This is a genomic window from Labilibaculum filiforme (assembly GCF_002843315.1).
Lineage (GTDB): Bacteria > Bacteroidota > Bacteroidia > Bacteroidales > Marinifilaceae > Labilibaculum > Labilibaculum filiforme.
This window is the reverse complement of the sequence record NZ_MVDD01000013.1, coordinates 78,970-90,970: the sequence shown is the minus strand read 5'-3', so window position 1 is coordinate 90,970 and position 12,001 is coordinate 78,970. Positions and strand designations below refer to the sequence as shown.

The 12,001-nt window shown below is 33.0% G+C and carries 12 protein-coding genes; 9 read left to right on the top strand and 3 right to left on the bottom strand.

All coding sequences use genetic code 11. From position 1 onward, the window contains the following. Positions 1-10: 10 nt before the first annotated feature. On the top strand, positions 11-979 hold the full coding sequence (locus tag BZG02_RS15525; RefSeq protein WP_180335749.1) for a CobW family GTP-binding protein: 969 nt from the start codon (positions 11-13) through the stop codon (positions 977-979). A 37-nt stretch (positions 980-1,016) separates the two neighbouring features. Here BZG02_RS15525 and BZG02_RS15520 read toward each other — a convergent pair whose 3' ends face one another. After that, a complete protein-coding gene (locus BZG02_RS15520) occupies positions 1,017-1,721 on the bottom strand; it encodes a Crp/Fnr family transcriptional regulator (RefSeq protein WP_101262359.1) in 705 nt (234 codons plus the stop codon). A gap of 326 nt (positions 1,722-2,047) precedes the next feature. Between BZG02_RS15520 and BZG02_RS15515 the strand changes: the two genes are divergently transcribed. The 7 genes from BZG02_RS15515 to BZG02_RS15485 all read left to right on the top strand — a co-directional run bounded on the left by BZG02_RS15515 (position 2,048) and on the right by BZG02_RS15485 (position 8,979). Beyond that, positions 2,048-2,416, top strand: a complete 369-nt coding sequence (locus BZG02_RS15515) for a hypothetical protein (RefSeq protein WP_101262358.1) — start codon at positions 2,048-2,050, stop codon at positions 2,414-2,416. 11 nt (positions 2,417-2,427) lie between these two features. Continuing rightward, complete coding sequence (locus BZG02_RS15510) at positions 2,428-3,342, top strand: DUF5777 family beta-barrel protein (protein WP_101262357.1); 915 nt, start codon at positions 2,428-2,430, stop codon at positions 3,340-3,342. A 28-nt stretch (positions 3,343-3,370) separates the two neighbouring features. Further along, a complete protein-coding gene (locus BZG02_RS15505; protein ID WP_218972259.1) occupies positions 3,371-3,778 on the top strand; it encodes a c-type cytochrome in 408 nt (135 codons plus the stop codon). 96 nt (positions 3,779-3,874) lie between these two features. Next, positions 3,875-4,828, top strand: a complete 954-nt coding sequence (locus tag BZG02_RS15500) for a cytochrome c3 family protein (protein ID WP_101262356.1) — start codon at positions 3,875-3,877, stop codon at positions 4,826-4,828. Between the two features lies 1 nt (position 4,829). After that, a complete protein-coding gene (locus BZG02_RS15495) occupies positions 4,830-5,444 on the top strand; it encodes a cytochrome b/b6 domain-containing protein (RefSeq protein ID WP_101262355.1) in 615 nt (204 codons plus the stop codon). 971 nt (positions 5,445-6,415) lie between these two features. Next, positions 6,416-8,635 (top strand): TonB-dependent receptor, encoded by a 2,220-nt coding sequence (locus BZG02_RS15490; protein WP_101262354.1) that lies wholly within the window; start codon positions 6,416-6,418, stop codon positions 8,633-8,635. Between the two features lie 29 nt (positions 8,636-8,664). Then, on the top strand, positions 8,665-8,979 hold the full coding sequence (locus tag BZG02_RS15485) for a heavy-metal-associated domain-containing protein (RefSeq protein ID WP_101262353.1): 315 nt from the start codon (positions 8,665-8,667) through the stop codon (positions 8,977-8,979). A 57-nt stretch (positions 8,980-9,036) separates the two neighbouring features. Here the strand turns inward: BZG02_RS15485 and BZG02_RS15480 are convergent, their stop codons facing one another. Together BZG02_RS15480 and BZG02_RS15475 are read right to left on the bottom strand one after the other, a co-directional pair. After that, on the bottom strand, positions 9,037-9,444 hold the full coding sequence (locus tag BZG02_RS15480) for a DUF4332 domain-containing protein (protein ID WP_101262352.1): 408 nt from the start codon (positions 9,442-9,444) through the stop codon (positions 9,037-9,039). An 11-nt stretch (positions 9,445-9,455) separates the two neighbouring features. Next, positions 9,456-9,893 (bottom strand): hypothetical protein, encoded by a 438-nt coding sequence (locus BZG02_RS15475; RefSeq protein WP_101262351.1) that lies wholly within the window; start codon positions 9,891-9,893, stop codon positions 9,456-9,458. A gap of 489 nt (positions 9,894-10,382) precedes the next feature. Between BZG02_RS15475 and BZG02_RS15470 the strand changes: the two genes are divergently transcribed. Continuing rightward, entirely contained in the window at positions 10,383-11,912 is a 1,530-nt protein-coding gene (locus BZG02_RS15470; RefSeq protein WP_101262350.1) for a helicase HerA-like domain-containing protein, read from the top strand. Positions 11,913-12,001: the final 89 nt, after the last annotated feature.

The window sequence follows — 12,001 nt, the reverse complement described above, 5'->3', positions numbered from 1 at the left end:
GAATATGATTATGTCTAAAATTCCAGTTACAATTATTACAGGCTTCCTAGGCACAGGAAAAACCAGCTTACTTAATCAGCTAATATCAAGTTATCCTGATAAAAAATTCGCGATTATAGAGAATGAATTTGGCGAAATAAACATTGATTCTGAATTAGTTACAAATATAAAAAATGAAAATATTTTTGAATTAAGTAATGGCTGTATTTGTTGCAGTTTAAATGATGAATTGTATGTTGTACTGCAAAATCTAATTCAATCCAATCATCAATTCAATCATCTATTAATTGAAACTACCGGAATTGCAGATCCTGGCGGTATTCTTGCTTCTTTCATCACTGATCCATTCATAAAAAAAGAATTTGAGTTAGATGCCGTAATCTGTTTGGTAGATGCTACAAATGCTTCCCATATCCTTAACAAAGAAATTGTACTGACTAAACAAATTGCTATTTCGGACCAAATATTACTAAATAAAACCGATCTAGCTGGACGCGAAAAAACAAACTTAGTTAGAGCGGAGATCGAAAAAATTAACCAATTTGCAAAAATTGAAGAATGTGTTTTTGCAAAACCTAAAAACATGAATTTGTTGGATTCTTTTTCTTACGATCCGAGCAAAATTTACCAGTTTGTATTGGGGCTTGAAATAAATTCTAATAGTACGAACGAATTAACGCATGGAATTGAGAACATGTGCTACACCTCTACCATTCCCATGGATCAGATGAAATTAGGAATGTGGTTAGATGCTTTTCTTAAGTTTAATCAGGATAGTATTTATAGAATTAAAGGAATTCTTTATTTACAAGGAGTTGATAAACGCATCATTCTTCAATCTGTGCATACTCAAATACAAGCTACCGTTGGGAAAAGCTGGGAAACTGGCGAATTAAAAGAAAGTAAAATTGTAATAATAGGAAAGCAACTAAATCGAAAAGTAATTGAACGAAATTTAAAGGAATTACATATCCACTAAAAACGAGAGGTCTTTGCCTCTCGTTTCCTTTATTGTCTCAGCCTGTTTCGCTAATTCGTTCCAATTGTTTGGAATTGAGTATTTTTAGTTTTCTACCATCTAAATCGATTATGCCTTCGTTATGAAACTCTTTCAAAATTCTTATGGCACTATCCTTCGACATACCAGTAAGATCAGCAACATCTTGTCTTGATAGATGCAGATCAAAATTTAGGTCTTCGTACACTTTACTCGCAAGGTAGATTAGTCCATCAGCAATACGACCATGCATTTGCTTTTGCGATAAACTCACCATTTTTTCAAAAGAAAAAATTCCTTTTTGCGTACAATTTTTAATAAATTCTTCGGCAAAAAGTGGATTTGTCTGAATTACTTTTTTAAATGCATCTATTTCGATAAAACAGGCAGTTGTATTATCAAGTGCCGCAATGGAATAATGATGTCGATTATCGAAATACAAAGAAGCTTGCCCAATAATCTCCCATGGTTTTATTATTCTAATTATCAGCTGTTTATCCTGAACTCCCTCTACGTACAATTTAGCCAATCCGGTTGTTAAAATCAATAGATGAGTTGCCGAAGTTCCTTGTTTAAAAATTGTTTCTCCGGTTTTAAACTTTACTTCAAATCTACTTTCGTTCAATTCAGTAAGTTCTTGTTTAGAGAGAATACTTAACATTGGAATTCGATTATTGCAATCAATACAATTTTTACAATTCTCTGTTTTTGAAAATTTAGCCATAATAATTTAGAGATATAGGGTACAATTAGTAGTGATTTCTCAAATTTATTTTCAAACATCAAAAAAATAAATAGTCTATTTTAAGCAATTATTGTCTGGAAACGCTTGTGTTAGTTTCAAAACACTATTCAATATAATGAAAAGACTGCGATAAGCCTAGTAAAAGACTGATAAATATCGATTTGAATTAGACAAATTCCTTTTTTTGATAAAATAAATCTCGGTGTGTCAATACCAATGCGGTAAAGGCAAATATTTATCTTTAGTGAAGAAGGTGTATTTCATCGTCGACGCAAATTTGTACTTAAATTTAAAACCTCAATACTATGCAAAAGAACAACTTAGTAAGTCTTTTACTGGTTTTCCTGACAACTCTGTGTTTTGTTTCATGCGAATACGATACCATTGAAGTGGATCAAATAGTGATTCCACCAGATCAGGAAATCTCCTTTAGTGCTGATATCGTTCCTATATTTACTTCGAATTGCATCAATTGCCATGATGGTGGAATTAATCCAGATCTTAGAGCATCTAATGCCTACAATGCATTAACAAACGGATATATCGATACAGATAATCCTGAAAACAGTGAAATTTATAAAGTCCTTTTGGAAGGATCTCATAGTACCCGAGCTTCGGCAACCGAAAAACAATTACTACTTGAGTGGATCACCAGAGGAGCTAACGACAACTAAAACTATACACTATGCTAAGATCTAAATATACAATTCAGAAATTTATGAAGATTGCATTTTCAGGATTAATTTCCCTTTCTTTTCTTCTTATTCTTATTTTAAGTGCATCACAAAGTTGTTTTGCTCAAGAAGATGAATTTGCAAACGATCCGGTTGCCGGGACTTTTGAAACTGGTTTGCTTGGAGAAACCCAAACAACAGTAACACCATATGCTGGCGAATTTGAAATGCACATCCAACATCGTTTTGGGTTAATTGAAAATGGATTAGAAGATGTTTTTGGTATTTACGCCACATCGAACATTCGAATGGGCTTAAATTATGGTATCACCCCAAAATTTATGCTTGGTTATGGTTATACAAAAGAATTTAAGCTACAGGAATTTCAAGGAAAATACCGGGTTTTTACCCAAACAGAATCGAATTCGATACCTGTTTCGGTGGCTTTATATGGAAACCTTTCTATTAACTCCCAAGATAAGCTTGTATTTGGAAACGACTACGCATTTTCGGATAGGCTTGGATATTTCTCGCAAATAATTGTAGCACACAAATTTAATGATAAAATATCTCTGCAATTTGCTCCTAGCTTTACCCATTTTAATAAAACAGATTCACTTGTTGAACATGATAAAATAGCTTTAACTCTTTCTGGTAGAGCAAAAGTAACCCCATCAATGTCGGTGTTTTTCGAATACGATCAACCTTTAAATATTGATGATATGAGAGAATATACCAATTCAGATCAAACAGATCCTGAAGCCAACTTAACTTTTGGTATGGAAATTGGCACTAGTACTCATGTGTTTCAAGTGTTTATGTCGAACTACGAGGGAATTACTCCACAAAGAAACATTTTATACAATAAAAACAAAATTGGAGATGGAGATTTTCTTGTTGGATTTAATATTCTAGTAAGATTCTAATTAATTCTCTTAAAAAAAGAAATAACTTATGAAAAAGATGAAATTTTTAATTCTTATCGCAATTGCGACCATTGGATTTGCCTTTACGGTACAACAACAAAAAAAAGCTGCAGTATGGGAAGTTCCTGCTGAGTACAAAAGTATGGAAAATCCTTTAGCGAAAGATGCTGCTGGCGTGAACACGGGAAAAATGGTTTATATGAAGCATTGCCGTTCTTGTCATGGAAATGCAGGATTAGGAGATGGACCAAAAGCTGCTCGTCTAAAAACATTCCCTGGCGATTTTGCAAGTGCTGAATTTCATGCTCAAACAGATGGTGAAATAATGTATAAATCTATTTTTGGAAGAGATGAAATGCCAAACTATGAAACTAAAATTCCTAGTAAAAAGGAAAGATGGGCAGTAGTAAATTACATGCGTACTTTTAAAAAATAGCACCTACTCAAGCAAAATTTAAGGGTATAATAAATTTATACCCTTTTTTTCTGACAATCGATAAAAACCATATTGCAAACACTTAATCTTTTAAGAATGAAGCAAAACATTTTTAAATATCTATTTCTGATTACTGGTTTCCTTTGCACTGTTTCTTTTGGTTTCGGGCAGGATGCCATTAACGAAAATCAACCAGAAAATCAAAAATGTCTTTCTTGTCACGGAAATCACACATTCAAATATATGAATGAAGATTTTGGCATTGAAATAAAGGAAGCCATGTGCGAAAACAGACTAATAGATACCATTGCATATGCTCAGTCGAACCATGGAATGTTCAAGTGTACCGATTGTCATTCTCCGGAATACGAAACATTTCCGCATGCAGGCAATTTAAGAATGGAATTGATGTATGCCTGTAATGATTGTCATGGTGGTGATCCTGAATATGCAAAATTTCATTTCGATGAAATTGAAGAAGCATTTTACGAGAGCATGCATTACAATCGAGCTCCTGATGCTTTTAATTGCTGGAGTTGTCATAATCCTCATTCCTACAAAACACAAGCCAGTAAAGGTGGAAAAATTTCCGAAACCGTTACTTATGACAATAATATTTGTTTAAAATGTCATGCTGATGTAAGTCAGTTTGAATTACTTACCGAGAGAGAGAGTATTAACATTCTAAAATCTCACAGCTGGTTACCAAATCAAGAGCTCCATTTTAAAAATGTTAGATGTATTGAATGTCACACACAACTTAGTGATAGTCTTCTGGTAAGCCACGTTGTTATGCCCAAAGAAGATGCCATTAGGAAATGTACTAAATGCCATTCCGAAAACTCGCATTTAATGGCTAGCCTTTACAAGTACAAAAGTTTAGAATCACGCAAAAGCGGTGGTTTTATTAATGCGGTAATTCTTAATGAGTCGTATGTAATAGGTGCAAACCGTAATCAGTATTTGAATATATTAAGTGTAATTATTTTTGGACTGGTTCTTACTGGAATTTTTATCCACACACTATTTCGAATCTTTAAACGTAAATAATATGGCAAGCGAAAAACTATATTTATATCCAATTTGGATTCGTATTTGGCACTGGATAAATGCAGTCCTTTTTATTACATTACTGATATCTGGAATTAGTATGCAATATTCAAATCCCGAGAATCCTTTATTAATTTCCTTCGAACTATCTGTTGAACTTCACAATCTTTGTGGCATACTAATAAGCATTAATTACCTACTTTTTATTTTTGGAAATTTGTTTACATCCAACGGAAAACAGTACAAAATGAAAAGCAAAGGCTTGTTTACTAGAATATACAACCAATCGATATACTATCTTTTTGGAATGTTTAAGAAACAAAATGCGCCCTATCCTATTACTGCAGAGAACAAGTTTAATCCCATGCAACGTTTTATCTACGCTATTGCTATGTATGTTGGATTCCCAATAATTATAATTAGTGGAATGGCAATGCTTTTTCCCGAAATTATTATTCCCCAAGTATTTGGTTTTAGTGGACTGTTACTAACTGCAATGGTGCATGTAATTATTGGGTTTGTATTATCTCTTTTCTTATTTATCCATGTGTATGTTTGTACAATAGGAAGCTCTATTAGTAATAATTTTAAAAGCATGATAACTGGTTGGCATTAATATATTACGAACAGTAAATAAATAGCCGAACCCAATGGATTCGGTTATTTTTTTGTTAAAATATTTTTTTTAATATGATATTAGCAGATTCCTACTTACATTTGTTTCAATCCATTTTAACAAATTTTAATATAAATATTTCACTATTGATTCACCCATTTTGCAGGAATGCTTGTCTTTAGTATAACAACCCAAGATGAAACAAACAGTTAAAAATATCATATCTATAGTTCTGCTGGTATTCTACCTTGCAGGATTTTGTGGTATTCATCTTCTTAAGCACAGTTGTTCTTCTTGTAATCATTCAACTATTCAACTGACACAAAACGATTCTCCTGAGTCAGATCAAAATGATTGTTCCTGTAATCACGATCATGCACACAATTGTTCAGATATAACTACAGACTGTGAACACGACAGTTATTGCTGTGATTATCAGCTTATTTATCTGAAAAACAACCCAACAACCACGATAACAAAGCAAAATAAAGCTCCATTGGCAAACGAGACTATTCTTTTCATCTGCCAGAGTATTAAACTATTAGTATTATTATCGGAAGCAAAAGATACAGAACAAACTGCATTTTATCTTCTACCAAATTCAGAAACGGATCTAAACCTACTCTGTACCTATCGTTGTTGATTTCCCAGTACATCTCCCCTTTACATTAGAGACTTTTTTTTAAGATCTCTTTCAAATTATTACAATTATTATTTTTTATTCTCATTTGGATAAGAACAGCATAGCTATGCATTCTCTTATTCCTAAATGCAACTATATGAAACGTCCATGTATAAAGCTTTCTACACACAGGGAGATGATTATTCCAGCATGGTAAGTTCCATATGGCAACTAAAAAACAAATTATAATCATATGAAACGTCCATGTACAAAGCTTTCTACACACAGAGAGATGATTATTCCAGCATGGTAAGTTCCATATGGCAACTAAAAAACAAATTATAATCATATGAAAACTAGAATACTAATACTATTCCTCTCTCTTCTTCCGCTATTTTCTTTTGCAGATCTTATGAAAGGTAAGGTTATTGAAAAATCATCGACAGGAGAGATTCTTCCTTTGCCTGGAGCTTCCGTATTTTGGAAAAACACCAATATTGGAACTGCAACCGACGGCAAGGGTAAATTTGAAATCAACACCACCAATAAATCGAACATTTTGGTAATTCAATTTGTTGGATATACTTCTCAGGAACTTATAATTAATGAATCATACGAAAATGAAATTATAGCTACTTTGGTTCCGAATATAGCACTAAACGAAGTTGTTATTTCTAAAAGAAAGCTTGGTACCGTGCTCGATCGTGATAATCCGATACAATCGCAAAGCATCACTGGTGCCGAACTTTGTAAAGCTGCATGTTGTAATCTTTCAGAAAGTTTTGAAACCAATGCTTCGGTAGATGTATCTTACGCCGATGCAGCAACAGGTGCAAAATCGATTAAACTGCTTGGACTAACAGGAAAATATATCGAAATGATGACAGAAAAAAATCCAAATTTTAAAGGATTAGCATCTGTTTATGGAATGGTATATGTTCCTGGACCTTGGATGGAATCCATACAAGTGTCGAAAGGAGTTGGATCTGTTATTAATGGTTTTGAGTCAATAACAGGACAAATCAATATTGAATATCAAAAACCTCAACAATCACCAAAATTTTATCTAAATACTTATGCAAATAGCATGGGTATGTCCGAGGTTAATGCGATTACTTCTGTGAAGTTTTCACCAAAACTATCAACGTCTATTCTTGCTCATATTCAGGATAATGATAAAGAAATTGATATGAATCATGATCATTTTTTAGATGATCCAATGGTGACTCAATACAATTTTGTGAATAGATGGAATTGGGAAGTTAGTAAGACTTTTAAAACTCAATTTGGCGTAAAATTCATCGACGAACAACGAATTGGTGGTCAAAAAGGCTATAAAACGAACCTTCCGAATGATACCAACAATGCCTACCGAATAAATATTGACACACGCCGATATGAAGCATTTGCAAAAATTGGATACTTATTCCCTAAAAATGATGATAAGAGCATTGCATTAATAACAAATTTTTCATCGCACGAGCAAAATTCCTTTTATGGCTTAAGAACTTACAATGCCGATCAGAAATATTTTTATGCCAATTTGCTATTTCAATCCTATATCGGGAATTTAAAACACAAGTATACTACTGGCCTATCGTATATTTACGATGACTTTAACGATTATTTATCTGGCGATGATTTAGGAACCAACCGCACCGAAAAAATTGCTGGTGCTTATATGGAATACACATGGCTTCCTAATGATCAAATTACGCTGCAAACAGGCTTACGATACGATGATCACAATATCTTCGGTGGTTTTGTAACACCACGTATACATTTTAGATATCAATTTGCACCAAAATCGACAGTTCGTATCGCTGGTGGCAGTGGCAGACGAACTTCAAATCCTATTGCTGAAAACAGTTTTTTACTAGCTTCGAGCCGATCATTCGAGATAGCAGACAATTTACAACAAGAAAAAGCGTGGAACTTTGGCCTAAGCTTTACTCAGTATTTTAACTTGTTTGGAAAAGAATTTACTCTTGCTACTGACTTTTACCGAACCACATTCGATAATCAAGTAATGGTTGATCTTGATAATAGCGTAAACAGTGTTAAATTTTACAATTTAGATGGAAAATCCTGGGCCAACAACTATCAGGCTGAGATCAAATTTGAACCAATTGAACGATTAGATGTAACAACGGCAATTCGCTTCTCGGATGTTAAGGCAGATATCAATAATGAGTTCAGAAAGGTTCCATACGTGAATCGTTTCAAAGGTTTAGTTAACTTTTCGTACGCAACCAACTTTAATAAGTGGCAATTCGATTTCACAACTCAATTTAACGGTGACATGAGAATTCCATCTACTCAAGATAATCCAAATGATTTTCAACGAAGAGAAAAATCACCGGCCTATGCATTACTAAATGCACAAATTACAAAGCGTTTTCGTATTTGGGAATTGTATTTAGGTGCTGAAAACCTTGGAAATTACACTCAAAAGAATCCCATTATTGGCGCTGAAGAACCTTTTGGAGAATACTTTGATGCTTCTATGATTTGGGGACCAATTCAAGAAAGAAAATTTTATTTAGGGCTTCGCCTAACTATTGAATAAAAAGATATAAACATTTAAAAACAAACAACATGAAAAACTTAGTACCTATTTTAAAAAGATTTTTTATTGCACTTAGTATCATTTTTATTTCTTCAACTGCTTTTGCAGGAAATGAGGAAGATAAAAAAATGGATACTGTTATTTTTAAGGTAGAAATGGATTGTACTGGATGTGTTAGTAAAATTGAAAAAAACATTCCATTTGAAAAAGGAGTAAAAGCTTTACTTGTTGATTTTGAAAAACAACAGGTAAGTATCACCTTTAAAACCAAACTTACAAACAAAGCAAAATTAAAAAAGGCAATTGAAAAATTAGAATTTAAAGTAGAAGAGAGCAAGATTTAATAATCAGAGAATGACAAAAAAATAAAAACCGGAAAATTCCGGTTTTTATTTTTCATTTTAATAAGTTACCATTGGAGGTAATTCTTTTGCTTGTTTAATAAAGTCTTCCACTTGAGTTGCTCCGGGAACAGCACGGGTAATCTTTTTTTCTTTTTGAACTTCGATCAATTTAGCATGTAAATTTTCCGCATTTCGGTTCCGTAATTCTTTTACGGTATCAACACCCGACACTTTTAGCAATTCTGCGAACTGACTTCCAATTCCTTTAATCCGAAATAAATCGGCCATATTTACAAAATCCAGAATTTTACCTTCATCAATACCACTTTCCGAAGCAATTAATTTTCGACCAGCCTTGGTACATCCTTTTTCCAATAAACCACTAACTGTCTTAACATCTGCTTTTTCTAACTTTGCTGAGAAGGCTGGTCCAATACCTTCAATTTCTGAAATACTTTTTGTCATCATTTAACTTTTTAAAATTTAAACTTATTTTTTAACATACCTCCTAATTTGTCGGTAATACTACCGCCAACCAGGTCACCCAATAAATCCTTTACACCTTCATCACTACTCGTAGGTGCATCATCTTTATTATTTATGAATTTAAAAACCATAGGAATTATTGCAGAACTAATTGTGTTTGCCATCGAACTATTTACACCTAATTTGGCAATCAGACTCGAGCCATAGTTAGATACAATTGATTGTACCAAAGAACTCGAAGAACCACCAGAAAATGCACTTGTAATATCACCTATTTTTCCTGCGCTTAGAGATTCTGTAAGTCCTCCAATAACGCTTTTATTTGCTAAATCCAGAGCTTTCTTTTGCTTATCGGGTGCTAAGCCGATTCCTTCCAGCAATCCAGCTCCTTCACTGCTTAATGCTTTACTTATTAAATCTTTAATCATGATTTAAATTAATTATCAAATTAACAATTCTAATTCTGTATAAAAATATACAGTTACTTTGTTAGTATACAAACCATTCTGTATGTTACAAGCAAAATCCGTAAAGCATTATCTGTAATAATAAAGGAATACTCTTGTACGAAAACCAGAGGCTTTTTTAATTCAATCTTCTGAAAAAATATGGGAATTTAGTTTGCAACGATAAATACTTATAGAAAAGTATGTAAAAGAGAATTCTCTCCAATTAGTTAATACGCAAATTTCAATAGAGAGCAGATCGCAATAGTTAAAAATATCCAATTCGGATTTTGCAAAAAAGAGCAGAAATAGACTAAAAAAGAAAAATCAAAATATTACAATTTAACTTATTTTTATTTGTTTCTTGCTAAGCAATACTTTTCGCAATACTAATTGGTCTATTAACACTAATTTAATTAAATTTATTAGCATATAAAAATAAAAAGTCAATCGTATAAAAGAAGAAATCAGATGACAAATGAAATAACATTGCTACTAGGAGGTGTAATGGTTAATGCAACTCCGATTGATGGGCAAAAAGTTACATTATCTGCTCAATCATTAAACCGACATGGTTTAATATCAGGAGCTACTGGAACTGGGAAGACCAAATCGTTACAGGTATTAATTGAAGAACTTTCCGGTATTGGTGTTCCTTCGTTAGTGATGGATATAAAAGGAGATATTAGTGGTTTAGGGGCGGAAGGCAGCACCAATAAAATCATCGAAAAACGTGCTCATCATATTCAAATGGATTGGGTGGGGAAAAGCTTTCCGATTGAATTTATGAGTATTTCGGATGAACCAGGAATTCTACTAAAAAGCACAATTTCGGAGTTTGGACCTGTTATTTTAAGCAAAATTCTGTCTTTAAATGAAACACAAACTTCCTTATTATCAATTCTATTTTTATTTTGTGATGACAAGAAACTACCCTTACTTGATTTAAATGATTTAAAAACGGTTCTTCGTTATGCCAGCAACGAAGGAAAAGATGAGATTCAGAAAATGTATGGTTTGGTTCCAATCAGCTCTGCACATGCTATTATGCGAAGATTAACCCAACTGGAACAACAAGGAGGAAATCAAATTTTTGGAGAGCCTTCTTTTGATGTAGACGATCTTTGTAAAGTAGATGAAAATGGATTGGGAATGATAAATATTATCCGTTTAACGGATGTTCAATCGAAACCTACTTTATTTTCGGCCTTTATGTTGGCATTATTGGCAGAAGTTTTCGAAGTTTTTCCTGAAAAAGGAGATGTGGATAAACCAGAACTAGTGATTTTTATTGATGAAGCACATTTAATTTTCAAAAACGCAAGCAAAGAACTTTTAGATCAACTAGATACAATCATTAAATTGATTCGCTCGAAAGGTATTGGAATTGTTTTTATCACCCAAACTCCCGATGATATTCCGGAAAATATTTTGAGCCAACTAGGTTTTAAAATTCAACATGCATTAAGAGCTTTTACTGCAAAAGACAGAAAGGCAATTAAACTATTGTCGCAAAATTTTCCTGAAAGTGACGTTTACAATGTTGAAAATCTGATTACTGAACTGGGAATTGGCGAAGCATTGATTTCTTCTCTCGATCGAAAAGGAAGACCAACACCACTTGTTCATTCATTAATGCGACCTCCTTATTCTCGAATGGATATTTTAAATCCTTCAGAAATAAATAGCATCCTAAAAAAATCAGAGTTAGGCGCTAAATACAATCAGGAAATAGATCGCGAAAGTGCCCATGAAATACTAATGGATCGCATTGAGCATATGCTTGAAAAAGAAGAAGAAGAAGAAGAGGAAAAGGAAGCAACGATTAAAACAAAACCTAAAACCAGAAGAAGAGAAAAAACTCAATTCGAACAAATTATGACCAGTTCCATAGGAACTACCATAGTTCGTGAACTAACCAGAGGAATTTTAGGCGTTTTTGGAATTTCGACTAGTACGAGAAGAACTTCAAGCAAAACAAAGAGTAAAGCAAAAAGATAGTCAAACAATTTATGAATTAAATTCGATTCCAAAAGTCAAAAAAAAAAGTTGCTCCATCGAAAGATAGAGCAACTTTTTTTTTATACTAT

Coding starts and splice junctions, on each gene's coding strand:
- BZG02_RS15525 (WP_180335749.1), top strand. CDS start 11: ATGTCTAAAATTCCAGTTACAATTATTACAGGCTTCCTAGGCACAGGA.
- BZG02_RS15520 (WP_101262359.1), bottom strand. CDS start 1,721: ATGGCTAAATTTTCAAAAACAGAGAATTGTAAAAATTGTATTGATTGC.
- BZG02_RS15515 (WP_101262358.1), top strand. CDS start 2,048: ATGCAAAAGAACAACTTAGTAAGTCTTTTACTGGTTTTCCTGACAACT.
- BZG02_RS15510 (WP_101262357.1), top strand. CDS start 2,428: ATGCTAAGATCTAAATATACAATTCAGAAATTTATGAAGATTGCATTT.
- BZG02_RS15505 (WP_218972259.1), top strand. CDS start 3,371: ATGAAAAAGATGAAATTTTTAATTCTTATCGCAATTGCGACCATTGGA.
- BZG02_RS15500 (WP_101262356.1), top strand. CDS start 3,875: ATGAAGCAAAACATTTTTAAATATCTATTTCTGATTACTGGTTTCCTT.
- BZG02_RS15495 (WP_101262355.1), top strand. CDS start 4,830: ATGGCAAGCGAAAAACTATATTTATATCCAATTTGGATTCGTATTTGG.
- BZG02_RS15490 (WP_101262354.1), top strand. CDS start 6,416: ATGAAAACTAGAATACTAATACTATTCCTCTCTCTTCTTCCGCTATTT.
- BZG02_RS15485 (WP_101262353.1), top strand. CDS start 8,665: ATGAAAAACTTAGTACCTATTTTAAAAAGATTTTTTATTGCACTTAGT.
- BZG02_RS15480 (WP_101262352.1), bottom strand. CDS start 9,444: ATGACAAAAAGTATTTCAGAAATTGAAGGTATTGGACCAGCCTTCTCA.
- BZG02_RS15475 (WP_101262351.1), bottom strand. CDS start 9,893: ATGATTAAAGATTTAATAAGTAAAGCATTAAGCAGTGAAGGAGCTGGA.
- BZG02_RS15470 (WP_101262350.1), top strand. CDS start 10,383: ATGACAAATGAAATAACATTGCTACTAGGAGGTGTAATGGTTAATGCA.